At 72.4% G+C, this 22,534-nt stretch carries 21 protein-coding genes; 9 read left to right on the top strand and 12 right to left on the bottom strand.

Going from position 1 to position 22,534, the window contains the following annotated elements:
* Positions 1 to 10: 10 nt before the first annotated feature.
* Together ACZ5GP_RS22265 and ACZ5GP_RS22270 are read right to left on the bottom strand one after the other, a co-directional pair.
* Entirely contained in the window at positions 11 to 1,948 is a 1,938-nt protein-coding gene (locus tag ACZ5GP_RS22265) for an AAA family ATPase (RefSeq protein ID WP_468752475.1), read from the bottom strand.
* 444 nt (positions 1,949 to 2,392) lie between these two features.
* Positions 2,393 to 3,046 carry a uridine kinase family protein gene (locus tag ACZ5GP_RS22270; protein WP_468752476.1) on the bottom strand — a complete coding sequence of 218 codons (654 nt, stop codon included), beginning with the start codon at positions 3,044 to 3,046 and terminating at the stop codon, positions 2,393 to 2,395.
* 294 nt (positions 3,047 to 3,340) lie between these two features.
* On the opposite strand from ACZ5GP_RS22270, the gene ACZ5GP_RS22275 reads away from it, so the two are divergent.
* Complete coding sequence (locus ACZ5GP_RS22275) at positions 3,341 to 4,696, top strand: peptidase C39 family protein (protein WP_468752549.1); 1,356 nt, start codon at positions 3,341 to 3,343, stop codon at positions 4,694 to 4,696.
* A gap of 73 nt (positions 4,697 to 4,769) precedes the next feature.
* On the opposite strand, the gene ACZ5GP_RS22280 is transcribed toward ACZ5GP_RS22275, so the two are convergent.
* Complete coding sequence (locus tag ACZ5GP_RS22280) at positions 4,770 to 6,275, bottom strand: M1 family metallopeptidase (RefSeq protein ID WP_468752477.1); 1,506 nt, start codon at positions 6,273 to 6,275, stop codon at positions 4,770 to 4,772.
* Positions 6,276 to 6,464: 189 nt separating this feature from the next.
* Between ACZ5GP_RS22280 and ACZ5GP_RS22285 the strand changes: the two genes are divergently transcribed.
* The gene (locus tag ACZ5GP_RS22285) at positions 6,465 to 6,611 is read left to right on the top strand and encodes an SCO1431 family membrane protein (RefSeq protein WP_358582290.1); all 147 of its coding nucleotides are present in this window, start codon (positions 6,465 to 6,467) and stop codon (positions 6,609 to 6,611) included.
* Between the two features lie 42 nt (positions 6,612 to 6,653).
* Here ACZ5GP_RS22285 and ACZ5GP_RS22290 read toward each other — a convergent pair whose 3' ends face one another.
* A complete protein-coding gene (locus ACZ5GP_RS22290) occupies positions 6,654 to 7,646 on the bottom strand; it encodes a DUF6114 domain-containing protein (RefSeq protein WP_468752478.1) in 993 nt (330 codons plus the stop codon).
* Positions 7,637 to 8,251 carry a DUF6230 family protein gene (locus ACZ5GP_RS22295; protein WP_468752479.1) on the bottom strand — a complete coding sequence of 205 codons (615 nt, stop codon included), beginning with the start codon at positions 8,249 to 8,251 and terminating at the stop codon, positions 7,637 to 7,639. The genes ACZ5GP_RS22290 and ACZ5GP_RS22295 overlap by 10 nt, the downstream gene beginning before the upstream one ends.
* A gap of 170 nt (positions 8,252 to 8,421) precedes the next feature.
* Between ACZ5GP_RS22295 and ACZ5GP_RS22300 the strand changes: the two genes are divergently transcribed.
* Positions 8,422 to 9,048: a TetR/AcrR family transcriptional regulator gene (locus ACZ5GP_RS22300; RefSeq protein WP_468752480.1), complete on the top strand. Its 627-nt coding sequence runs from the start codon at positions 8,422 to 8,424 to the stop codon at positions 9,046 to 9,048.
* Between the two features lie 64 nt (positions 9,049 to 9,112).
* Here the strand turns inward: ACZ5GP_RS22300 and ACZ5GP_RS22305 are convergent, their stop codons facing one another.
* Complete coding sequence (locus tag ACZ5GP_RS22305; protein WP_468752481.1) at positions 9,113 to 10,357, bottom strand: glycoside hydrolase family 18 protein; 1,245 nt, start codon at positions 10,355 to 10,357, stop codon at positions 9,113 to 9,115.
* A gap of 358 nt (positions 10,358 to 10,715) precedes the next feature.
* Between ACZ5GP_RS22305 and ACZ5GP_RS22310 the strand changes: the two genes are divergently transcribed.
* The gene (locus tag ACZ5GP_RS22310; RefSeq protein WP_468752482.1) at positions 10,716 to 11,888 is read left to right on the top strand and encodes an acyl-CoA dehydrogenase family protein; all 1,173 of its coding nucleotides are present in this window, start codon (positions 10,716 to 10,718) and stop codon (positions 11,886 to 11,888) included.
* Here the strand turns inward: ACZ5GP_RS22310 and ACZ5GP_RS22315 are convergent.
* Together ACZ5GP_RS22315 and ACZ5GP_RS22320 are read right to left on the bottom strand one after the other, a co-directional pair.
* Complete coding sequence (locus tag ACZ5GP_RS22315; RefSeq protein WP_468752483.1) at positions 11,851 to 12,336, bottom strand: hypothetical protein; 486 nt, start codon at positions 12,334 to 12,336, stop codon at positions 11,851 to 11,853. The genes ACZ5GP_RS22310 and ACZ5GP_RS22315 overlap by 38 nt on opposite strands.
* A gap of 369 nt (positions 12,337 to 12,705) precedes the next feature.
* Positions 12,706 to 13,134 (bottom strand): hypothetical protein, encoded by a 429-nt coding sequence (locus tag ACZ5GP_RS22320; protein ID WP_468752484.1) that lies wholly within the window; start codon positions 13,132 to 13,134, stop codon positions 12,706 to 12,708.
* Positions 13,135 to 13,349: 215 nt separating this feature from the next.
* On the opposite strand from ACZ5GP_RS22320, the gene ACZ5GP_RS22325 reads away from it, so the two are divergent.
* The 4 genes from ACZ5GP_RS22325 (at position 13,350) to fxsA (ending at position 17,413) form a co-directional block, all read left to right on the top strand.
* Positions 13,350 to 13,790: an Lrp/AsnC family transcriptional regulator gene (locus tag ACZ5GP_RS22325; protein ID WP_030789227.1), complete on the top strand. Its 441-nt coding sequence runs from the start codon at positions 13,350 to 13,352 to the stop codon at positions 13,788 to 13,790.
* Between the two features lie 43 nt (positions 13,791 to 13,833).
* A complete protein-coding gene (locus ACZ5GP_RS22330; RefSeq protein WP_468752485.1) occupies positions 13,834 to 15,483 on the top strand; it encodes an amidohydrolase in 1,650 nt (549 codons plus the stop codon).
* Positions 15,484 to 15,974: 491 nt separating this feature from the next.
* Positions 15,975 to 16,790, top strand: a complete 816-nt coding sequence (locus ACZ5GP_RS22335) for a polyprenol monophosphomannose synthase (protein WP_361078492.1) — start codon at positions 15,975 to 15,977, stop codon at positions 16,788 to 16,790.
* 47 nt (positions 16,791 to 16,837) lie between these two features.
* Positions 16,838 to 17,413 (top strand): FxsA family membrane protein, encoded by a 576-nt coding sequence (gene fxsA, locus ACZ5GP_RS22340; RefSeq protein WP_468752486.1) that lies wholly within the window; start codon positions 16,838 to 16,840, stop codon positions 17,411 to 17,413.
* Between the two features lie 202 nt (positions 17,414 to 17,615).
* Here fxsA and ACZ5GP_RS22345 read toward each other — a convergent pair whose 3' ends face one another.
* On the bottom strand, positions 17,616 to 17,990 hold the full coding sequence (locus ACZ5GP_RS22345) for an RNA polymerase-binding protein RbpA (protein WP_030360404.1): 375 nt from the start codon (positions 17,988 to 17,990) through the stop codon (positions 17,616 to 17,618).
* 249 nt (positions 17,991 to 18,239) lie between these two features.
* Positions 18,240 to 18,920 carry a membrane protein YczE gene (yczE, locus tag ACZ5GP_RS22350; protein WP_468752487.1) on the bottom strand — a complete coding sequence of 227 codons (681 nt, stop codon included), beginning with the start codon at positions 18,918 to 18,920 and terminating at the stop codon, positions 18,240 to 18,242.
* A gap of 100 nt (positions 18,921 to 19,020) precedes the next feature.
* Here yczE and ACZ5GP_RS22355 point away from each other — a divergent pair, with 100 nt between their 5' ends.
* Entirely contained in the window at positions 19,021 to 20,520 is a 1,500-nt protein-coding gene (locus ACZ5GP_RS22355; RefSeq protein WP_468752488.1) for an SCO1417 family PLP biosynthesis transcription factor, read from the top strand.
* Between the two features lie 63 nt (positions 20,521 to 20,583).
* Here the strand turns inward: ACZ5GP_RS22355 and ACZ5GP_RS22360 are convergent, their stop codons facing one another.
* Positions 20,584 to 22,188, bottom strand: a complete 1,605-nt coding sequence (locus ACZ5GP_RS22360) for a hypothetical protein (protein ID WP_468752489.1) — start codon at positions 22,186 to 22,188, stop codon at positions 20,584 to 20,586.
* 37 nt (positions 22,189 to 22,225) lie between these two features.
* Entirely contained in the window at positions 22,226 to 22,420 is a 195-nt protein-coding gene (locus ACZ5GP_RS22365) for a hypothetical protein (RefSeq protein WP_030560547.1), read from the bottom strand.
* Between the last annotated feature and the right edge of the window lie 114 nt (positions 22,421 to 22,534).

The raw sequence follows: 22,534 nt of genomic DNA on the forward strand, positions 1-22,534 counted from the left end.
CGCCCGGGGCTCACATCCCCGGCGCGTCCCGCGGCCCCCGCCCCGACAGCACCTCTCCGTAGGCCTGCATCAGATCGGGGAGCCGCAGCGTCGACAGGTCCTCGCGGTCCGGCTCGCCGGGATAGCCGGAGAGCCGCAGATCGCGGTAGGCGCAGCTCTTCTCGTAGAGGGTGCGCAGGAAGCGGCCGTTGCCCAGCTCGTCGATCCAGGCCTGGTCGACGACGTGCCCGCTGATGGAGCGCAGCTCTTCGAGCGCCTCCTCGTCCCACTTGTCGCCGTTGTCGGCGGCCAGCACCTCGCCGATGGCGGTCAGCTCCAGGGGGCGGTACGAGGGGAAGTCGACGCGGGTCGTGAAGCGCGAGGACAGACCCGGGTTGACGGCGAGCAGCCGGTCCATGCCCTCGGGATAGCCCGCGAGGATCACGACGAGGTGATCGCGGTTGTCCTCGGCCCGCTTGAGGAGGACCTGGAGGGCCTCGTCGCCGTACGCGTCGCCCTTGCCGTAGCCGGAGTTGGACAGGGAGTAGGCCTCGTCGACGAAGAGGACGCCGCCGATCGCCGAGTCGATCAGCTCATTGGCCTTCACGGCGGTCTGCCCCAGGTACTCGCCGACGAGGTCGGCGCGCTGCGCCTCCACCAGGTGGTCGCCGCCGAGCAGCCCCAGCGCGTAGAAGACCCGGCCGAGGATGCGGGCCACGGTGGTCTTGCCGGTGCCCGAGGGGCCGGAGAAGACGAAGTGCCGTTTCGGCGGCTGGACCGGCAGGCCCTGCGCGGCCCGTAGCCGCGCCATGTTCAACTGCGCCGAGAGCGCCTTGACCTGGCGCTTGACCGGCTCCAGGCCGACCATGCCCTCCAGCTCGGACAGGGCGGCCTCGAGGAGCGCCGGATCGGTGGTGCCCGGGGCCGGCTGCGCGGGGCCGGGCGTGATCGGGATGATCGCCTTCTCGCGGACGGCGTCGGCCTCGGACCGGCCGGGGCCGTTCGGTCCCACCGGTCCGTTGTTCTGCCCCGCCGGTCCGCCGGGTCCCGGCGGGCCGCCTCCCGGGGACGGCTCGGGGTCGGTGACCTTCACGTCGCGGCCCTCGGTGCCGAAGAGGACGTCGATGCCGTCGGGGCCCTCCAGCGCGTCCTGGCCGCCGCCCGCCAGGCTGATCGCGGCGGCCAGATCGGCCGCCTCGTCGTAGCCGTCGCCCTCGGAGATCGCCGCCAGCCGCGCCGAGGTGTCCATGAAGGAGGAGTCGACCCGGTGCACGGCCCGGTACAGGGGCAGGGCGGCGGCCGAGCGGCCGGTGCCCTCGTGGGCCCGGGCCAGCCAGTACCGCAGCTCCTTGCGCTGGGGCTGCTCGCTGCGGCAGCGCATCAGGGCGGCGGACAGCAGCGGCTCGGCCTGCCCGTACATCTCCAGGCGCACCCGGGCCATGCCGCCGAAGAGGCCGGCCTCGATGCCGAGCATCGGGTCGTCGATCAGCGGGTCGGTGTGCCGCACCAGTTGCTCCCAGTCCTTGACCAGATAGGCGCGGCAGGCGTGCAGGAAGCGCACCTGCGGATCCGCGTCGACGGGCGGCAGCCCCGCGAGCGCCCGGTCCAGCTCGGGGACGTGCCGGCCGTCCAGCCAGTGCGAGGCGTGCGCGAGCAGCAGGTCCCGCGCGCTCTCCAGCACCGGCTGGACCCACCAGCCCAGCCAGTACCAGGAGTTGAGGGTGCGGGTGTGCCGTGTGCGCTGCTCCCCGAACCTGTCCCGGTGCTGGAACATCCGCAGCAGCGCCGTCGTCGTGTCGACGCGCAGCGCGTGCAGGCCGAGCCAGCCGTCGGCCATCCCCGGATCCATCCGCACCGCCGTGCGGAACTCCTCCTCGGCCTGGGGGTAGGCGCCCATCGTGTAGGCGTCGACGCCCCGCAGCCAGGCGAGGTCGGCCGGTGCGGGTGAGCCCACCGCGTCGAAGTCCATCACGTCCCCCACAAACCGTGCCCCCGTTTGCGAACCACCGGGCCGGTGCCCGTCGGCCACTGCGCTGAACCGCCGTGCTGTGGACGGGAGTTGATCAGGCGCGCAGAGCAGCCGTCCGAAAAGGCGCACCGATAGGCATCGTACCTGCGCAGGAGCGGTCGGCCGTAGGGTGCCGCACCGCCGGATCGGCCGGAAAAGGCCGTCGGGGAGCGCGAGCGATGGTGACCGAGGGTGAGCGAATGGCGGCTCGCAGCGGCCGAAAAGAGGGCCCGGAGGGCAGAACGAAGCCCCCGATCACGGGGGAACAACCGGGGGCTTCGCGTCTGCGGGCGGCCTGGTGAGGCCGCACATCCAGAACGTAAGTCCTGTAAGGCCCCTGGGTCAAGCGGAGTTGGGGCACTCATGGAAACTGGCGGGGCCATGCGGAAGCGGCCTCCGGAAGGTTCAGCGGACCGCCGACGACCCGTCACCCTGAGTGATGAATTCCGATCCGACCGGTGTCCCACTGGGTCCCGGCTCCACCACGTATCCCGTGGGGCACTGTCGTACCAGAAGGTCGGCGAAGGGCCGGGAAGGGTCCTCGGTGAAGTGCTCGCGTTCCGCCGGTTCCCATCCGTCCCAGAAGTCCCGCTGGGCCGCTCCGTCCCGCTCGCGCCCGCGCCGCCACGCCGTCGCACGCGGCACGTCCATCCACAGCGCGGCCGCGAGGTGCGCCCGCAGCGCGCGGCGGCCCGCGCCGACCCCCTCGACGATCACCACGGGCGCGGCCGGCAGGACCTCCTGTGCTGCGCCGAAGCGGCGCTCGTGCCAGTCGTACGCCGCATAGCGCGCGCTCTCGCCGCGCGAGAGCGGTGCCACGAGCCGCAGCACCCGCTCCGTCCAGCCGAACAGCTCGCCATGGCTCGCGAGGTCGTCGAGCCGCAGCACCGGTGCCCCGCCGAGCACCCCGGCCAGGCGGTGGGCGAACGTCGACTTCCCCGAGCCGGCGTGCCCGTCCACGGCGATCAGCCGCACCGGGCCGCAGGACGGCGGCAGGCGCCGCAGGGCGGCCGCGACGCGGGGGAGCGGGGTGGGCGAGGTGTGCGCGTCAGGGGTCATCACGGCCAGCGTACGACCGCGGAAGCGGGTGTTCCGCGCGCCGCCGCCGGTCATGCCAGTGGTGGAGGCCAATATTGGTGCGCACGGCGGTGTCCGAAGCGCTGGCAGAAGTCGGCGGGGACCGGCCATAGTTGGCCCACTTCCGTGCATCCGACCCGACATCCTTCCGGATCCCGCCGGAAACCACGTCGACTGGGGGTCCCCATGGACCGAGCTGACCGCTTCGACCGAGCTGACGACGCCCCCCGCGAAGGGGCCGCCCCGCACCGGGACGGCCTGCCCGCCCCGGGCGCCATGTCCCGCAGAAACGTGCTCGCCGCGACCGCCGCGGTGGCGGCCCTCGCGGCGGCCGCCGGCCCCGCCCTGGCCTCGGGCGGGCCGTCGCCGGCGCGCCGGCCGCCGCGCGCCGACCGTCCGGTGGACAACCACTTCTGGACCTCGTACGCGCACTGGCGCGCCGGTACCGCCGAGGGCGCGGTAGCCGTCGCCGGGGTCCGCCCCGGGCTGCGGATCGGGAAGCCCGCGGGCCGCACCGAGTACACCGACCCGCACACCGGCAGGACCGCCGAGTGGGAGTACGCCCGCTGGACCTCGCCCACGCACCGCACCACCGTCCCCGCGACGGAGCTGATCGCCTCCTGGAACGCCCGCACGCCCGCCGGCACCTGGATCCAGGTCGAGCTGCGGGGCACCTACGCGGACGGCACGCAGAGCCCCTGGTACGTGATGGGCCGCTGGGCCTCGGGCGACGACGAGGAGACCGACATCCGGCGGACCTCCGTCGACGACCAGACCGACGGCAGGTCGACGGTGTGGACGGACACGCTCTCCCTGGACGACACGGACGCGGGGCCGCGCGTCGTCTCGTACGAGCTGCGCCTGACGCTCCACCGCAGGCCGGGCAGTGCCGCGACCCCCACGGTGTGGCGGCTCGGCGCGATGGCCTCGGCCGTTCCCGACCGCTTCACGGTCCCCGCCTCGCAACCGGGCCTCGCCGAGGAGCTGACGGTCCCGCGCTACTCCCAGGAGATCCACAAGGGCCAGTACCCGCAGTACGACAACGGCGGCGAGGCCTGGTGCAGCCCCACCTCCTCGCAGATGATCATCGAGTACTGGGGCCGCGAGCCGACCCCGGGCGACCTCGCCTGGGTCGATCCCTCCTATGCCGACCCGCAGGTGTGCCACGCGGCCCGCTTCACGTTCGACTACCAGTACAACGGCTGCGGCAACTGGCCCTTCAACGCGGCCTACGCGGCGACGTACAAGGATCTCCAGGGCGTCGTGACCCGCCTCGCCTCGCTGACCGAGCTGGAGACGCTGATCGCCGCGGGCATCCCGGCCATCACGTCCCAGTCGTTCCTCAAGGAGGAGCTGACGGGCGCCGGGTACGGCACGGCGGGGCACCTGATGACGGTCATCGGCTTCACGGCGGACGGCGATGTGATCGCCAACGACCCGGCCTCGCCCACCGACCTCGCGGTGCGCCGCGTCTACAAGCGCCGTGAGTTCGAGAACATCTGGCTGCGCACCAAGCGCTACAACGCCACCGGCAAGGTCGTCTCCGGCACCGGTGGCGTCTGCTACCTGTACTTCCCCACCAAGCTCTCGGCGCGCCGCCGCGAGGCGCTGGCGGCGGTGGGGATCCGCTGAGAGGCCGCGGGCCCCCGCCGAGAAGGCGCCCCGCCGACAGGCAGGGGGCAGGGGCCCGCGCCGTCTCCTGTGATCAGCCCCGCCGCAGCGACGGCACCGGGTTCACCACCCAGTCCGGGTGCCCCGGCATCGGCGGGGTCTTGGAGCCGTACAGCCACGGGTGGAGGAAGCCCTCCAGGTCCTCGCCCGCGACCTTCGACGCCAGGGCGACGAAGTCCTCGGTGCCCGCCGCGCGGCCCTTGAAGCCGCCGAGCCAGGCGCGCTCGATCTTCTGGAACGTCGCGTCGCCGACCCGCTCGCGCAGCGCGTACAGGACGAGGGCCGAGCCGTCGTACCGCATGCGCTTGAAGAGGTTCGGCTCGGTGGGTTCGGCGGGGGCGCCGTAGTCCTTGCGCCACTGGTCGTGCGCCGCGTACGCGGTCTTCATCGCCGCCTCGAAGCTGTCGCCGCCGTGTGCCTCGGAGTACAGCCGCTCGTAGAACCGGGCGTGCCCCTCGCTCACCCACAGATCGGACCAGCTCTTGAGGGCGACGCTGTCACCGAACCACTGGTGGGTCAGCTCATGCACCATGTTCCGCTCGGCGTCGACCTTCGTGCCGAGCAGGTCGGCCTTGGGGACGAGGGAGAGCGTCTGGGTCTCCAGGGCCACACCGAGGTCGGTGTCGCCGACGAGGATGCCGTACCGATTGAAGGGGTAGGGGCCGAGCCTCTCCTCCAGCCACTTCAAGTGGTCGGGGGTGAGCTTGCGGTACTCGGCCGTCGGCTCGACCAGGGTCTCGGGGACGACGTCCCGCAGCGGGAGGCCGCCGGGCCCCTCGCCGTCGACCAGCCGGAACCTGCCGACCGCCAGCTGCACCAGCTGGGTGGAGAGCGGCTGCTCGGAGTCATACGTCCAGCGCACCCGGTCGCCGGGCACCTTGGTGCGCGAGACCAGTCTGCCGTTGGCGACGGCCGTGCGGTCGCTCGGCGTGGTGATGCGGAAGGTGACGGGGGCCCGTCGGCTGGGGTGGTCGTCGGCCGGGAAGATCAACCGGGCGCCGTTCGGCTGGGGGTAGACCACCGTGCCGTCGGGCGTGGGTATCCAGCCGTAGTCCTCGATCGCGTCGTCGCGGTGCCGGGTCTGGGTGGGGTCGGCGGTGTAGGTGACCTTCACCGTGAACGAACTGCCGTCGCGTATCGGGGACTTGGGCGTGACGGTCAGCTCGTCGCCCTCGCGGGAGGCGCCGGCCTTCGCGCCGTCGACGGTCACGGCGTGCAGGGTGTTGCCCGCGAAGTCGAGGTTGAAGCGCGACAGGGCCTGCGTGGAGGTGGCCCTGATCGTCGTCGTCGCCGCGAACGGCGTCTTCGGCGCCTGCCAGTCGAAGTCCAGGTAGTAGCGGTCCACCCGGTACCCGCCGTTCCCGTCCAGCGGGAACAGGGGGTCCCCGATACCGGGCGCGCCCGGCGATGGCTTCTCGGTGGAGGTGGAGGCTGAGGCCGGGGCGGCCTGGGAGGCGGGTGCGGTGAGGGCGGCCGCCGCGGTGATCGCGGCGGCGAGGGCGAGCCGCGCTCCGCGGTGGGTCGTCCGGTCGGTGCTCATCGGGAACCTCTCGGTCGGATACTGCGCGTACACGCGCCGTGTTCCGTCCTAGACGCGCGGCGTTCCGTCCGAGTTGCGGGGGCCGGCCCGGGGCGTGACCAAGCTCTCTCTCACAAACGGGTTTAGTGCTGGCATGGTGGAGGGGTTCCGTGGGGGGACACCACTGCCAGAAGAATCAGTGAGAAGAACATGACCGCGTTCTCTGCCACCGCCGTTCGCGTCGGAGCCCGCACCGGCGGCCCCGAGGAAGACGGGCCGACCCTCTTCGAGCACCTCGCGGGCTGGACCCTCGTCGTCGTCCTCGCGATGCTCGTCACCCAGACCGGTCTGCTGTGACCCGGCCGCGCCCCTCACGCCGCGCCCGCCACGCCCCGCCCCTCACGCCGAGGCCTTGAGGGAGAGCCCGCCGGCCACGATCGAGTCGGAGCTGACCAGAGCCTGTTCGGCGCTCACGTCCGTCATGAAGACGAACGGCGGTACGAGGGGCGGCACCGGCAGCCTGTCGGGGGTGAAGGTCAGACACAGCAGGCCTTCGACGCACCCCTTGAACTTGGTGAGGTAGAGCGTGACCGAGCCGCTGAGGTCCAGCCTGTCGGCGGCGAGGGCGAGTTCCCCGCCACCGTCCCGCGTCTTGAGCCGGTAGTCGGTGAGCGAGGCCGCCCTCATCCGCAGCACCATGACCTTCAGCGGTCCGTCGGCGGTCGGGACCTCGGTGACGCCCGCCACGATGAAGCCCTGGGGTGCGAAGAGCGCCGTGGTGATGGTCGGCGGGGTCCGCGCCGCCACGGTCGACGGCGCGGCGGGCCGCGCGCCGGCCGGGGCGGCCTTCGCCGGGTTCCCGTTCACGATCCCCGCGACGATCACCACCGGCAGCAGCACGGCGAGCGTCCGCGTGCTCTGCCCGTCCCGCGCCTTGGGCCGGGCGGGGTCCTCCTCGGCGTCCTCGGGCACCGGCGTCCAGCCGAAGCCCATGGCGCTGCCGGCGATGCCGAGGAGCATGCCGACGAGGAATCCGCCGAGGTTGGTGGCCGCGAAGGACAGCACCGAGAGAAGCAGGGCGTTGAGGCTCACGTAGTGGTGCGTGTGCGGCAGGAACCACAGGAAGAGACCGGCCACCACCAGCGCGATCCCGATGCCGAGCGCCGCGAGCCCGCCGAGACCGAGGCTCACCAGGACCGTCACCGGCGACAGCGGCACGAGCAGCAGTTCGGCGCCGCCGAGGACCAGCAGCAGTCCGCCCCAGAAGGGCCGGGTGCGCCGCCAGCGGCGGACGGCCCGCCGCTGCTCGGGCCAGGGCAGCAGCCGGTCGAGCCGGCCGCCGCCGTCCTTGCGGGGGCCCCGGACGCCTGAGGAGCCGCCGGTCAGAAGCACTTCTTGCCGCCGAGGCTGACGTCGACCCGCATGCCCTTGAGCCGGAAGTTGCCGCCGGTCGCCGACCAGGCGTGCGACTTCACCCCGGAGACCGTGATGTCCCCGGCCTGGAGCCCGAACTTGCCCTTGCCGCCCTTGACCCCGGCCACCTCGTCGAGCGTCGAGGCGTCCCGGCCGATCTCCGCGGTGCCGAAGCGGGCGTCGCCCACCAGGTCCTCGCCGTCGATGATCAGATTGCTCGCGGTGACCTCGCCCGCGTCGCCGCCCGCGGTCAGCTTGAAGACGACCGTGCCGACCGGGGTCTTCACCTCGGCGGCCTGGCAGATGTCGGACAGGGTGGCGTCACCGATCCCGAGGAGCGCCACCGGGTGCCCCTTGCCGTCGATGTCCCGGTCCGTCTGGACGTACGAGGACAGGCCCTCGCTGGTCAGCTTGCCCGAGGAGACCTGGAAGCTGGTGCCCGACACGGCGAAGGACGCGGCGAGCGCGCCCTCGGCCATCACGGTGGCCAGTGCACCGACGGCCAGGACGGCCGGCAGGGCCACCACGGCCGTCTTCTTCCAGGAGGTCCTGCCCTCGCGTAACGCGTCGCGTGCTGCGCTCACTGTCTTCCTCCCGTACGTCGTTCCGCGTCGTCGAGCGTGCGTAGGAGTGCGCAAGGCTGCGCACGGGTGCGCAAGAGGAGTGCGTGAAGCGCCGTCGGGAGCCGGTGGGCAGCGGGTGCCGCTCTGCCATACTGCGGACATCCCACGGCAGTTGGAGACTAGGGCCGCAATTGAATAATAGTCAACAGCGTGGCGGCGACCGCTCCGCGGCACGGCGCGCCGAACTCATCACCATCGGCCGGAAGTTGTTCGCCGACACGTCCTACGACGCCCTGTCGATGGACGACATCGCCCGACACGCGGGCGTCGCCAAGGGGTTGATCTACTACTACTTCAAGTCCAAGCGCGGGTACTACCTCGCGATCATCGAGGACTCCGTCGGCGACCTCGTCGCGCGCGCGGCGCGGCACGACGACCTGCCGCCCGTCGAGCGCGTACAGCGCACCGTCGACGGCTATCTGCGCTACGCCGAGCACCACCAGGCGGCCTACCGCGCGATCATCAGCGGGGGCGTCGGCTTCGACGCCGAGGTGCACGCGATACGGGACGGTGTGCGCGAGGCGATGATCGGGACGATCACCGAGGGGACGTACGGCCACAAGGACATCCCGTGCCTCGTCCGCACCGCTCTGCTCGGCTGGCTGTGCAGTGTCGAGGGCATCACCCTCGACTGGATCGGCCGCCGGGGCCTGCCGCGCGCGACGGTCTGCTCGCTGCTCGTGCGCACCCTCGGGGACACGCTGCGCGTCATCGAGGACTTCGAGCCGTCGTACCCGGCGCCGGCGCGGCGGCCCTGAGGCCGCGCACGCGTCAGGGGCGGGAGCCGGCCGGCCCCCGCCCCTGACGCGTTCCTGGGCAACGTCAGTTGATGGCCTTGATCAGCTCACCGCCGGCCGTGTCGCCGCTGAGCTCCCAGAAGAACGTGCCGCCGAGGCCCGCCTGGTTCTTGTAGTTCATCTTCCCCGCGATGGTCGCCGGGGTGTCGTAGCTCCACCAGTTGTTCCCGCAGTACGCGTACGCGGTCCCGCCGACCGTGCCGTTGGCCGGGCACTTGGTCTTGAGGACCTTGTAGTCGTCGATGCCCTGCTCGTACTTGCCCGCGGCGGGGCCGGTGGCGGTGCCGCCGGGCGCCTTCTGGGTGACGCCCGTCCAGCCGCGGCCGTAGAAGCCGATGCCGAGCAGCAGCTTCTGCGAGGGGATGCCGAGGCCCTTCAGCTTCTTGATGGTGGCGTCGGAGTGGTACGAGGCCTTCGGGATGCCGCTGTAGGAGGTCAGCGGCGAGTGCGGGGCGGTCGGGCCCTTCGCGTCCCAGGCGCCGAAGTAGTCGTACGTCATCGGGTTGTACCAGTCGACGTACTGGGCGGCGCCCGCGTAGTCGGCGGCGTCGAGCTTGCCGCCCGCCGAGGCGTCGGCCGGGATCGCCGCGGTCACGAGGTTGCCGCTGCCGAACTTCGAACGGACCGCCGACATCAGGTTCTTGTACGCGGCGCGCCCGCTGGTGTCACAGCTCAGACCGCAGGCGTTCGGGTACTCCCAGTCGATGTCGATGCCGTCGAAGACATCGGCCCACTTCGAGTTCTCCACCAGGTCGTAGCAGGACTTGGCGAAGGCCTCGGGGTTCTTCGCGGCCTCGGTGAAGCCGCCGGACCAGGTCCAACCGCCGAAGGACCACAGCACCTTGAGGTTCGGGTGCTTCTTCTTCAGCTTGCGCAGCTGGTTGAAGTTGCCGCGCAGCGGCTGGTCCCAGGTGTCGGCCACGCCGTCCACCGACTGGTCGGCGGGGTACGCCTTGTCGGTGGCCGCGTAGGCGTCGCCCATCGCGCACTTGCCGCCCTGGACGTTGCCGAAGGCGTAGTTGATGTGCGTGAGCTTGTCCGCGGAGCCGGACGTCTCGATGTTCTTGACGTGGTAGTTGCGGTCGTAGACACCCCACTCGGTGAAGTATCCGACGACCTTGGAACCGGCGGCCGCCTCCGCGGCCGGGGCCCTGTCCGGCTCGGCGGCGGCGCTGCCGGCGCCCGTGAGCAGACCCGCGCCGAGAGCGGCGCAACAGGCGGTGGCGAGGGCGGCCCGGAGGCCGGCGCGGGGGGAGTGCGGTCTGAGCATCGTGTCTCCTTGTGGGGGGAAACAGGGAGGGGTAAGTGGTGCCGTGGACCTGCTGGTGTGCGGGGAAGCACTTGGCATGAACGCGGTGAGGCGTTGCCGGGAACAGTAGGAGGACTAGACCAGTACGGTCAATGGTTCGTACCAATCCGGCGGCGGGTGACGATCGAGAGACATCTTTCGAGTAAGCGGTCGTTAACTAGTGACTGGGTGCCGCCGATCGGGCATACTCAACGCGCCGCAGCCGCTGGTCAGCCGCTTTCGTGACCCGAAAGGAGACCCTGGCTCACGGCATCGTTTCCGGCGCCGCCGCCTCACCCTTCGCGGGCGTCCGCCGTAGCCCCACAGGGAGGAGAGCGTCATGCCCGACCACGCCCCGCAGCCGGTGGACCGCCAACTTCCGACGGATGAGGCCAGGGATCTGCTCTCGCTCGTCCGGGACATCGTCCAGCGCGAGATCGCCCCGAGGGCGGCCGAGGAAGAGGAGGCCGGGCGCTTCCCGCGCGAGGTCTTCACCCTGCTCTCCGAGGCCGGCCTGCTCGGACTCGCCTACGACTGCGCATTCGGCGGCGGTGACCAGCCCTACGAGGTCTACCTCCAGGTCCTGGAGGAACTGGCCGCCGCGCGCCTGACCGTCGGCCTCGGTGTCAGCGTCCACTCCCTGTCCTGCCACGCCCTGGCCGGGTACGGCACCAAGGAGCAGCAGGCCGAGCACCTGCCCGCCATGCTCGGCGGCGGCCTCCTCGGCGCGTACTGCCTCTCGGAGCCCGCGTCCGGTTCGGACGCCGCGTCCCTGCGCACGAAGGCCGTGCGCGACGGCGACCACTGGGTCATCGACGGCACCAAGGCCTGGATCACGCACGGCGGGGTCGCCGATTTCTACACCGTGCTCGCCCGCACCGGCGGCGAGGGCGCGCGGGGCGTCACGGCCTTCCTGGTGCCGGGCGACGCCGAGGGGCTGAACGCGGCGGCGCCCGAGAAGAAGATGGGCATGAAGGGCTCGCCCACGGCCCAGATCCACTTCGACGGCGTACGCGTCCCGGACGCCCGCCGGATCGGGGACGAGGGGCAGGGCTTCGCCATCGCCCTCTCCGCGCTCGACTCGGGGCGGCTCGGCATCGCGGCCTGCGCCATCGGCGTGGCCCAGGCGGCACTGGACGAGGCGCTCGCGTACGCCACGCAGCGGCGCCAGTTCGGCCGGGCGATCGCGGACTTCCAGGGACTTCGCTTCATGCTCGCGGACATGGCGACGCAGATCGAGGCGGGCCGGGCGCTGTATCTGTCGGCGGCCCGGCTGCGCGACGCGGGCCGGCCGTTCGCCAAGCAGGCGGCCATGGCGAAGCTGCTGTGCACGGACGCCGCGATGAAGGTGACCACGGACGCCGTGCAGGTGCTCGGCGGCTACGGCTACACCGCGGACTTCCCCGTGGAGCGCTTCATGCGCGAGGCCAAGGTGCTGCAGATCGTCGAGGGCACCAATCAGATCCAGCGCATGGTCATCGCCCGTCACCTCGCGGGTCCCGAGTCCCGCTGAGCTGCCCCAGGGCGACGGCCGGCGTCACGAGCCGGGCCCACTCCGGGTCGTGACGCCCGGGCAGGGTCCGGCCGCGGTCGGACCAGTGGCGCAGCAGGGCGCGGTAGATTGGCGGGTCCTGGTGGGGTGGCTGCGGCAGGTGGGACTGCTGTGGGGCGTGAGGCTGGAACGTCTGCTGCTGGAAGGGCTGCTGGTACGTCTGCGGCTCGTACGCCGACTGTTCGTACGCCGACTGCTCGAACGGCTGCTGCCGGGGCGGCTGATGCGGCTGGGGTCGACGGGGCTGCTGGTACGCCTGCTGGGGGAGCGGCTGCGGGTAGGGCTGCCGGCGCGGGTCGACCTGCTGGGGCCGCTGGGGAACCGATTCTGCGGAGGCGGGCACCGTCACCAGGGTGCGCCGTCGGCGGCCACTGGGAACGTGTGTGGGGCCCATGTCCGTGGGGGTCATGCCAGGCCAACGGAGACCGCGGCACCTTGGTCACCGCCTGGCGGATTAGGGCGTCAGTTCACGGCATCCGCGTGTCGGGGCGGCGTACGCCGGAGCGTCCCGCGGCCCCTCCAGGGCAGGCGGCTCCGCCCGGTGCGACGACTCGACGCGCGGCCGCAACACCCCGAACCCCCGCTGTCCGCCCGCGCGTTGGGCCTGGCGGCCGACCCGGCGGCGTACACCGTCCATCCCGCCTGCGACATGCCGCGGCAGTGCCGCACGATGCCGCCTTCGGCGAGGCCGCGCCGCCCGGCGCCCCGAGGGCGCGGACGCACCGATTCCGCACCACGGCAACCTCGCAGCCGTGGCGCGGAATCGGCTACGGGTGAGTCAGGCGGCGGGCCGCTGCTGTCGGGGCACCCGGATGGGGCGCGAGCCCGGCCCGCCCACGTGCGAGAACGGCTGTTTGCGCCAGTCGAGTCCCTGCGGGAGCGTCAACAGCAGGGCGGTGTCCTGCTCCTGGACCTCCATCGACTCGTCGGCGGGCGTGGCGTCCGTGGCGGCGCGGCCGGTGCCGGCGCAGACCGTGAGCCCGAACGGGTTCCACGGAGTGGGGCACAGCGCGTGCTCGGGCAGGACGTCCTCGTCGGCGAGGAGCGCGATCGGCTGCCCGCAGTCGGGGCAGTTCACGCGGTACATCTCAAAGGTGTCGTACGCGTCGAGAAGGGCGTCAGCCGGTTCGACGCCCTCCGGCTCGGGCTCTGCCACCTGCTGCTGCTTGCTGCGGGTGGACCTGCCGGGGCGCTTCAGATTCTGCATGGGACTCTCCCCCTTGGGTGGGCCGACAAGGCACTGCGGCCTCGACCACAGCAAGCACTTCCCGTCCCGTCGTAGAGGTAATCGTGGCATCCCTTCGGACACGGGCACAGCGGTGTGGCGTTCGTCACATAACCTATGTCGCGGGGGTGCCCCGCCGGGGCCCGCTACCCGCGCTCGGGTATCCGCGAGGATCAAGAGCCCTGTAGGTTCGCCGCATGGAGGAGCTGGACCGACAGATCGTGCAGCTGCTCGTCAAGGACGGGCGGATGAGCTACACCGACCTGGGCAAGGCCACGGGCCTGTCCACGTCGGCCGTGCACCAGCGGGTGCGCCGCCTGGAACAGCGGGGCGTCATCCGTGGCTACGCCGCGGTCGTCGACCCCGAGGCCGTGGGGCTGCCGCTGACGGCTTTCATCTCGGTGAAGCCGTTCGACCCCAGCGCGCCCGACGACATCGCCGAACGCCTCGCGGGCGTCCCGGAGATCGAGGCGTGCCACAGCGTCGCGGGCGACGAGAACTACATCCTCAAGGTGCGGGTCGCCACCCCGCTGGAGCTGGAACACCTGCTGAGCCGGCTGCGCGCCCTCGCGGGTGTCTCCACGCGGACGACCGTCGTGCTCTCCACCCCCTACGAAGCGCGCCCACCCCAGGTGTGACCCGCGCGCGAAGCGCCCGCCCGTAGGGGTGAGACTGGTACCCATGAGCCAGCGCACCGCCCCCGACGACGCCCGGGACCCCCAGAGCCACCGCACCGTGCTGCTGCGCGGCGGCGACGTCCACAGCCCCGCCGATCCGTTCGCCACCGCGATGGTCGTCGAGCGCGGCCATGTCGCCTGGGTCGGCTCCGAGGGCGCCGCCGACGCCTTCGCGGACGGCGTGGACGAGGTCGTCCACCTCGAAGGTGCCCTGGTCACCCCGGCGTTCACCGACGCCCACGTGCACACCACGGCCACCGGCCTCGCCCTGACGGGCCTCGACCTGTCCGCTGCCCGCTCGCTGGACGAGGCGCTCGTCTCCGTACGCGAACACGCCGCCGCCCGGCCGCACGACGCCGTCCTGCTCGGCCACGGCTGGGACGCCGCCCGCTGGCCCGGCGGCCGACCGCCCACGCGCGTGGAGCTCGACGAGGCCACCGGCGGCCGCCCCCTCTACCTCTCCCGCATCGACGTCCACTCGGCGGTCGCCTCCACCGCGCTGCTGGACCTGGTGCCCGGCATCACCGGGCGCGCCGGCTACCACCCCGACGCCCCGCTCACCGGGGACGCCCACCACGGAGTGCGTGCCACCGCCCTCGGCGCGATCACACCCGGGCAGCGCACCGAGGCCCAACGGGCGGCCCTGCGCCGCGCCGCCTCGCTCGGCATCGGCTCCGTGCACGAGTGCGCGGGCCCCGAGATCTCCGACGAGGCCGACTTCACCGGGCTGCTGCGGCTCGACGCCGAGGAGCCGGGGCCCCGCGTCATCGGCTACTGGGCCCAGTGGGGCGAGGAAGGCGTGGCGCGCGCCCGGGAGTTGGGCGCGGCCGGCGCCGCCGGTGACCTCTTCGTGGACGGCGCCCTCGGCTCCCACACCGCCTGCCTCCACGAGCCGTACGCCGACGCCGCCCACACCGGCACGGCCCACCTGGACGCCGCCGCCGTCGCCGCCCACGTCGTGGCATGCACCGAGGCGGGCCTCCAGGCGGGCTTCCACGCCATCGGGGACGCCGCGGTGGGCTCCGTGACCGACGGGCTGCGGCTGGCCGCGGAGAAGGTCGGCCCGGCCCGTCTGCGCGCCGCGCGGCACCGTGTCGAGCACGCCGAGATGCTGAGCCCCGAGACCATCGCGGCGTTCGCCGAGTTCGGGCTCACCGCGTCCGTCCAGCCCGCCTTCGACGCCCTGTGGGGCGGCGAGGACGGCATGTACGCCCGGCGCCTGGGCGCCGACCGGGCCCGCACCCTCAACCCGTACGCGGCTCTGCTGCGCGCCGGCGTGCCCCTCGCCTTCGGCTCCGACAGTCCCGTCACCCCGCTCGACCCCTGGGGCACGGTCCGCGCCGCCGCCTTCCACCGCACGCCCGAGCACCGCGTCTCCGTGCGCGCCGCCTTCACCGCCCACACCCGGGGCGGCTGGCGGGCCGTCGGCCGGGATGACGCGGGCGTGCTCGTGCCGGGCGCGCCCGCCGACTACGCCGTGTGGCGCACCTCCGATCTGGTGGTGCAGGCCCCCGACGACCGCGTCGCCCGCTGGTCGACCGACCCCCGCTCGGGCACGCCCGGCCTGCCCGACCTGTCGCCCGGCGCCGAACTGCCCGTCTGCCTGCGCACCGTGGTGGGCGGCCGGTCGGTCCATGTGGGGCCGGACGAGTGATGTCCCGGCGGTGCGCGGCGCCCGTCGCGGCCCGCCGCGGTTCCCGACGACCTGGGAATCCTCGGCACTGACCTGGTGGTCTTTGCCATCACCGCAGCTCACAGGGGTATTGACAGACAGCCGCCGTGGGCCGGTAGGTTCGGCCGGGTCCACCACAGGACGTCCGACCGGTGAACCTCCACGCAGTCGTCGAACGCCGCTGGGTCATGGGCGGTGTGCCGCACCGGCGCACCACCACTGGGAGCCAGGTCCAGCGCCGGCGACGCGGAGGCGAGGGAACGTATCAGCCGATCGGCAGGTGTGACCCGGGTGGGGCCCGGACGCTCAGTAGACAACGGCTTTCGGTCGACCCGCAGCCAGCGGGTCCCAGGTCGGCCCGAAGGGCGCCGGGCCCCGATCCGCAGTGCGGACCGCCCCTACTCCAGTGCCGCCGCTGCGGCGCAGGCCGGGGCCACTATGGTGGTCCTCTGCGTACGAACGAAGGGGCAGTAGTGAACGACGGCGGTCGGGTCTCCGAAGCGGGGGACCAGGGGAGGCAGTTCGGCTCGCTCGGCACGGCCTTGGTGATCATTCCGACCTACAACGAGGCGGAGAACATCCAGGCCATCGTCGGCCGGGTACGGGCCGCGGTCCCGGACGCGCACGTCCTGGTCGCCGACGACAACAGCCCCGACGGCACCGGCAAGATCGCCGACGAGCTCGCGGCCGAGGACGAGCAGGTCCACGTCCTGCACCGCAAGGGCAAGGAAGGCCTCGGGGCCGCCTATCTCGCGGGCTTCCGCTGGGGCCTCGACCACGACTACGGCGTGCTCGTCGAGATGGACGCCGACGGCTCGCACCAGCCCGAGGAGCTGCCCCGGCTGCTCACCGCGCTCAAGGGCGCCGACCTCGTGCTCGGCTCGCGCTGGGTGCCGGGCGGCCGGGTCGTCAACTGGCCCAAGCACCGCGAGTTCATCTCCCGCGGCGGCAGCACCTACTCGCGCCTCCTGCTCGATGTGCCCATCCGGGACGTGACGGGCGGCTACCGCGCCTTCCGCCGCGAGACCCTGGAAGGCCTCGGCCTCGGCGAGGTCGAGTCGCAGGGCTACTGCTTCCAGGTCGACCTCGCGCGCCGCGCCGTCAAGGCCGGCTACCACGTGGTCGAGGTGCCCATCACGTTCGTCGAGCGCGAACTCGGGGACAGCAAGATGAGCCAGAACATCGTGGTCGAGGCGCTGTGGCGGGTCACCGCCTGGGGCGTGGGGGAGCGGGTCGGACGGGTCGTCGGCCGCAAGCCCGCCGGACGCCCGCAGGACCCCGCCTCTTGATCATCCCCCTTATCCCGGCCTGAGGCGGACCCAGGCACACTGGACACATGACGACTGGCGCACCGCCTCCCATCCGCCCCGCCCGACCCCGGCGCTCCGGGCCCCTGAGGTTCTTGCCGCTCGGCGTCGCCGCGTGGCTCGTCCTGGAGATCTGGCTGCTCACGGTCGTGGCGGGCGCCACGAGCGGTTTCGTGGTCTTCCTGCTCCTGGTGGGCGGCCTCCTGCTCGGCTCCGCGGTGATCAAGCGCGCGGGACGCAGGGCCTTCCGCAGGCTCAGCGAGGCGGTGCAGCGGCAGCAGAGCGGCGTGCCGCCCGAGCCGGAGTCCGGGAGCGGCGGCGGGGCCCTGACGATGCTGGGCGGCCTGCTGATCATCCTGCCCGGGCTGATCTCGGACGCGCTGGGGCTGCTCCTGCTGGTGCCGCCGGTGCGCAAGGCCGTCGGGCGGTATGCCGAGCGGACCTTCGAGCGCAAGGTGCGTGAGGCGGCGCCGGTCGGTTTCGAGGACGCCTTGCGGCAGGCGCGCACGCACCACCCGGACGGCAAGGTCGTCCAGGGCGAGGTCATCAGGGACGAGCCCGCGGCCCGGGGCTCCCGTCCGGACGACCCCCAACTGCCGCGCTGACGTGCCCCGGGGCCGCTCGCGCGCGGTCCCGGCCAGCTCAGCGACGCAAACACGAGGGCCGCTGAACGCACGAAAACACGGGGGCCGCTGAACGCACGAGGGGCCGTGGCACGCACGAGGGCCGGGGCCACTGCTGAGCAGTGGCCCCGGCCCTCGTGTTTCTTGCTGTGCTGTGCTGTGCGGTGGTGCGCCGCGTCCGTCGTCAGGCGGACTTGCGGCTGTCCCGCGGATGCACCGCGATGTTCATGGCGCCGGACCGAAGGACCGCAAGGCGCTCCTCCAGGACCTCTTCGAGTTCCTCTCGAGTACGGCGCTCCATGAGCATGTCCCAGTGCGTACGCGCCGGCTTGCCCTTCTTCTCCTCAGGTCCGTCGCCGTCTACCAGGAGTGCCTGGGCCCCGCAGACCTTGCACTCCCACTCCGGCGGGATCTCCGCCTCGACCGAGAACGGCATCTCGAAACGATGTCCGTTCTGGCATGCGTACTCCACGGCCTGGCGCGGAGCCAGGTCGATGCCGCGGTCGGTCTCGTAGCTTGTCACCACGAGACGCGTGCCGCGAAGAGCTCGCTCACTCATGAATCGTGCCTCCCGGGCTTGTCGCCCACAGGACAGGTGTCGCTGTCGTCGTCATCCGGTCAACGTCCGGTCGGCGGTAAAGATTCCCGTTCAGGGTCATGCGTCGCCGTCGTATGCCGCCCCTTGTTGTACCCACCAGCGCCCGGTTTGTCACATCTGATAGCAGATGTCACCCAGCGTTTCTGACGCTCCAGATCGCAGTAACGGTCCGCCTGGCAGGCCAAACGCGTACACTACCGCCCTTTGCCCTCAGTTGCTAAATCCTCTCGGTGCGAGGTTCCCCCGCGTCGTGCACGAAGCGGCGGCCGACCGCCCGGATTCCGCCGTGGACAAGGGTACGGACGGGGCGAAACGGCGCAGGAAGAACTGGGCGAGCGGGCCGATGGCGAGCGCGTACAGGACGGTGCCCGGGCCGACCGTGCCGCCGAACGCGAAGCCGGTGGCCACGACCGTCACCTCGATGAGCGTGCGCATCAGGCGGATCGAGCGGCCCGTGCGCCGGTGCAGGCCCGTCATCAGGCCGTCACGCGGTCCCGGGCCGAACGCGGCGGTGATGTACAGACCGGTCGCCGCGCCGTTGAGGACGACACCGGTCAGCAGCAGGAGGACACGGACGGCCAGGGTTTGCGCCTGCGGCAGCAGCGCCAGCGTGGCGTCCATCGACAGGCCGCAGACGAAGACGTTCGAGATCGTGCCGAGCCCCGGCCGCTGGCGCAACGGAATCCACAGCAGCAGCACCGCCGCGCCCACGACGATGGAGACCACACCGATCGACAGGCCCGTCAGCTCGGACAGGCCCTCGTTGAGCACGTTCCACGGCTCGGGGCCGAGCCCCGCGGCCACCATCAGCGCGGAGCTGGCGCCGTACAGCGTCAGTCCCACGTACAACCGCGCCAACCGACGTACGAACTGTGGCTTCGTCCTGGACAAGTGGTGCTCCCCGCTGGTGATAGTGGCCTGACGCGTGTCACCCTGTGGCTTGGAAGCAGACCGCGACCATGGCCAATTCGGGGAAGGTGGACTGGGAATCATGGCTCAGTGGACTTCGGCGATGGGCTCGACCCAGCTGGCCCGGCTCCTCGCCTCCCAACAGGCACGCCCGGGCGGCACGGGCACCCGCCGCCCGCCCGCCTACCGCGCCCTGGCCGACGGCATCCGGCTGCTCGTGCTCGAAGGCCGCGTCCCGGTCGCCGCGCGCCTGCCCGCCGAACGCGAACTCGCGGTGGCACTCGCCGTCAGCCGCACCACCGTGGCCGCCGCCTACGAGGCGCTGCGCACCGAGGGCTTCCTGGAGTCCCGCAGGGGCGCCGGCAGCTGGACCGCCGTCCCCGCCGGGAACCCGCTGCCCGCGCGCGGGCTCGAACCGCTGCCGCCCGAGGCGCTCGGCTCCATGATCGACCTGGGCTGCGCCGCGCTGCCCGCGCCCGAACCCTGGCTCACCCGCTCCGTGCAGGGCGCCCTCGAAGCGCTGCCGCCGTACGCCCACACGCACGGCGACTACCCCGCGGGGCTGCCCGCCCTGCGCGAGATGCTCGCCGAGCGCTACACCGCGCGCGGCATCCCGACCATGCCCGAGCAGATCATGGTCACCACCGGCGCGATGGGCGCCATCGACGCGATCTGCCACCTCTTCGCGGGCCGCGGCGAGCGCATCGCCGTCGAGTCCCCCTCCTACGCCAACATCCTCCAGCTGATGCGCGAGGCGGGCGCCCGCCTCGTCCCCGTCGCCATGGCCGAGGGCCTCCGGGGCTGGGACATGGACCGCTGGCGGCAGGTGCTGCGGGACGCCGCTCCCCGGCTCGCGTACGTCGTCGCGGACTTCCACAACCCCACGGGTGCGCTCGCGAGCGAGGACCAGCGCCGGCAACTCGTCGAGGCCGCCCGCTCGGCGGGCACGGTCCTCGTCGTCGACGAGACGATGAGCGAGCTGGGACTCGACCCGGACCTCGACATGCCGCGGCCGGTCTGCGGCTTCGACCCCGCGGGCTCCACCGTCATCACCGTCGGCTCGGCGAGCAAGGCGTTCTGGGCGGGCATGCGCATCGGCTGGGTGCGCGCCGCTCCCGACGTGATCCGCAGTCTCGTCGCGGCACGCGCGTACGCCGATCTGGGCACCCCCGTCCTGGAACAGCTCGCCGTGAACTGGCTCCTGAACACCGAGGGCTGGCAGGCCGCCGTGGACCTGCGCAGGGAGCAGGCCAGGGAGAACCGCGACGCGCTGGTCACCGCCGTGCGCCGCGAGCTACCCGGCTGGGAGTTCGAGGTGCCGCGCGGCGGCCTCACGCTGTGGGTGCGCACCGGTGGCCTGTCGGGCTCGCGGCTCGCCGAGGTGGGCGAGCGCGTGGGGGTCAGGGTTCCGTCCGGGCCGCGGTTCGGTGTCGACGGGGCCTTCGAGGGGTATGTGCGGCTGCCGTTCACCGTGGGCGGCGCGGTGGCCGACGAGGCGGCGGCGCGCCTGGCCGCAGCGGCCCGCCTCGTGGAGACGGGCGCCGGCACGGGCGCGGAGGTCGCGCATCCCTTCGTGGCCTGAGGACGGCCCCGCCGCCGCACCCCGCCGGGCTCGGCTCTGCGCCGGATCCGGCTGCCGCCGGTTTCAGCTCTCCGCGGGGACCGGCTCCGCCTCGGTGACCTCCTGGATCTCCTCGGCCCGCTGCTCGGCGATCTGCTCGGTGGGTCCCGCCTGCGGGGCGGTGCTCCGCTCCGGCAGCAGGTCCAGGACCGCGCGCCGGTGCGCCTCGCTGGTCGCGTCGTCGTACGGGTCGGGCGTCGCGGGCACCTGGAGGCGGTGCACCGGACCGGTGCCGAGCCGGGCGTAGCCCCGCCCGGGCGGGACCTCGGACGTGGGCGTCGTGTGGGGCGGCGTCCCGAGGACCTCCTCCAGCCGGCGGGCGCCGGCGGGCCCGAGCACCACGCGCGCGCGGGTGTGCTGGCGTACGGCGTCGCTGAGGGCGTCCAGGCAGTCCAGCTGGTCCGCCACGGCCACCGTCACGTTCGCCGCCCTGCCGTGCCGCAGCGGGACCTGGAGCAGCGACTGGGGGTCGTCGCGCCCGTCGGCGGCCGCGAGGTGGCCGAGGGCGCTCGGCCGGTCCAGGAGGATCCACAGGGGGCGCTTGATGTCCTCGGGCGCCGAGTGGCCCGCCTGCCGAGCGCGGTTGGCGGCGATGAGCCGGCGCTCGGTCTCATGGGCCGCCCATTCGAGGCTCGCGAGCGCTCCGGCGACCCCGCATTCGATGGCGAGGACGCCCTCGCGGCCCGTCAGGCAGGCGTAGTCACCGGTGCCGGTGCCCTCGACGACGAGGACGTCGCCGTACTGGAGCGCCTGGAGGGCGATCGAGCGCAACAGTGTGGTGGTGCCACTGCCGGGCTGGCCGGCGATGAGCAGATGGGGCTCGGTGGAGCGGACGCCGGTGCGCCAGATGACGGGGGGCACGTCGCGGCACTGCTCGCCGTCCGTGACCGGCAGGGTGCGCCGCACGTCCGTCTCGTCGGTGAAGCCGAGGACGGTCTCCCCTGGGGCGGTGACGAAGCGCTGGGCCGCGATGTCGGTGGGGAGCGGGGGGAGCACGCTGACCGTCAGTTCGTTGCCCTCCTCGTCCCACGCGAAGTGGTATTCGCGTCCACGGCCCGACTTGGCGTGCAGCAGTTGTTCGATCCGCGCGCGGGACTCGGCCTCGCCGTCCGTGAAGTACGCGGGGTAGTGCACGACGAGCCGGGAGATCCGTCCGGTGTCGTCGAACATGTAGGAGGGGAAGGCCTTGTCCCACGCGCCGCCGTGGGCGAAGAGCGGGTCGGGGTCCTCCGGGACGGAGAAGTAGGGGACGAGCGCTTCGTAGAGCGACTGCAGCCGCTGTGCCTGTGCCTCGTCCGGGCCGTCCGGGGCGGGTGGGGTGCGCTCCCGGCCGGTCCACGCGCAGGCCCCCATCAGGGAGATCCCGGCGAGCAGGGGCCCGTAGGGGACGAGGGCCACCACCAAGATCACGGAGGCCACCAGGAACAGCAGCGGTCCGCGCTTGTCCTTGGGGGTCTCGGCCCATCTGCGCCGCCCGGCGGCAGCCAGCCGGCGCAGTCCACGAGCGATCGTGATCAGCGGGTGGAGGACGTCGGTGGCGCTGTCGGCGGCCGACCGTGCCAGCTCCCGGCTGCGCGCCAGGGACGCGGTGCCGTTGCTCAGGATGCGGGGGAGTGGGGGCCTGGCCACGTCAGTCTCCTGGAAGTGCGGACGAAGGAAAGGAGCCTCAGAACTTGATGCCGCCGAGGAGGCTCGCGAGGCTCGCGCTGCCGGCCTTGATGCTCGGGGCGATGGCGGTGCCCGCCAGGAAGAAGCCGAAGAGGGCGCAGACCAGGGCGTGGGAGGCCTTGAGGCCGTCCTTGCGGAAGAAGAGGAAGACGATGATTCCGAGCAGTACGACGCCCGAGATGGAAAGGACCATGACGGTTCTCCTGATGTGGTGGGGACAGTCACCATGAGTTGTTCCAGGTTCACAGCATGTATCCATACGACAAAAGGTGCAAAAGGGTGAAATTCCCGGAATTTCCCTCGAATG

It is taken from the genome of Streptomyces sp. NPDC031466 (genome assembly GCF_055581265.1).

Coding starts and splice junctions, on each gene's coding strand:
- ACZ5GP_RS22265 (WP_468752475.1), bottom strand. CDS start 1,948: ATGGACTTCGACGCGGTGGGCTCACCCGCACCGGCCGACCTCGCCTGG.
- ACZ5GP_RS22270 (WP_468752476.1), bottom strand. CDS start 3,046: ATGACCCCTGACGCGCACACCTCGCCCACCCCGCTCCCCCGCGTCGCG.
- ACZ5GP_RS22275 (WP_468752549.1), top strand. CDS start 3,341: ATGTCCCGCAGAAACGTGCTCGCCGCGACCGCCGCGGTGGCGGCCCTC.
- ACZ5GP_RS22280 (WP_468752477.1), bottom strand. CDS start 6,275: ATGAGCACCGACCGGACGACCCACCGCGGAGCGCGGCTCGCCCTCGCC.
- ACZ5GP_RS22285 (WP_358582290.1), top strand. CDS start 6,465: ATGACCGCGTTCTCTGCCACCGCCGTTCGCGTCGGAGCCCGCACCGGC.
- ACZ5GP_RS22305 (WP_468752481.1), bottom strand. CDS start 10,357: ATGCTCAGACCGCACTCCCCCCGCGCCGGCCTCCGGGCCGCCCTCGCC.
- ACZ5GP_RS22310 (WP_468752482.1), top strand. CDS start 10,716: ATGCCCGACCACGCCCCGCAGCCGGTGGACCGCCAACTTCCGACGGAT.
- ACZ5GP_RS22315 (WP_468752483.1), bottom strand. CDS start 12,336: ATGACCCCCACGGACATGGGCCCCACACACGTTCCCAGTGGCCGCCGA.
- ACZ5GP_RS22320 (WP_468752484.1), bottom strand. CDS start 13,134: ATGCAGAATCTGAAGCGCCCCGGCAGGTCCACCCGCAGCAAGCAGCAG.
- ACZ5GP_RS22325 (WP_030789227.1), top strand. CDS start 13,350: ATGGAGGAGCTGGACCGACAGATCGTGCAGCTGCTCGTCAAGGACGGG.
- ACZ5GP_RS22330 (WP_468752485.1), top strand. CDS start 13,834: ATGAGCCAGCGCACCGCCCCCGACGACGCCCGGGACCCCCAGAGCCAC.
- fxsA (WP_468752486.1), top strand. CDS start 16,838: ATGACGACTGGCGCACCGCCTCCCATCCGCCCCGCCCGACCCCGGCGC.
- ACZ5GP_RS22345 (WP_030360404.1), bottom strand. CDS start 17,990: ATGAGTGAGCGAGCTCTTCGCGGCACGCGTCTCGTGGTGACAAGCTAC.
- ACZ5GP_RS22355 (WP_468752488.1), top strand. CDS start 19,021: ATGGCTCAGTGGACTTCGGCGATGGGCTCGACCCAGCTGGCCCGGCTC.
- ACZ5GP_RS22365 (WP_030560547.1), bottom strand. CDS start 22,420: ATGGTCCTTTCCATCTCGGGCGTCGTACTGCTCGGAATCATCGTCTTC.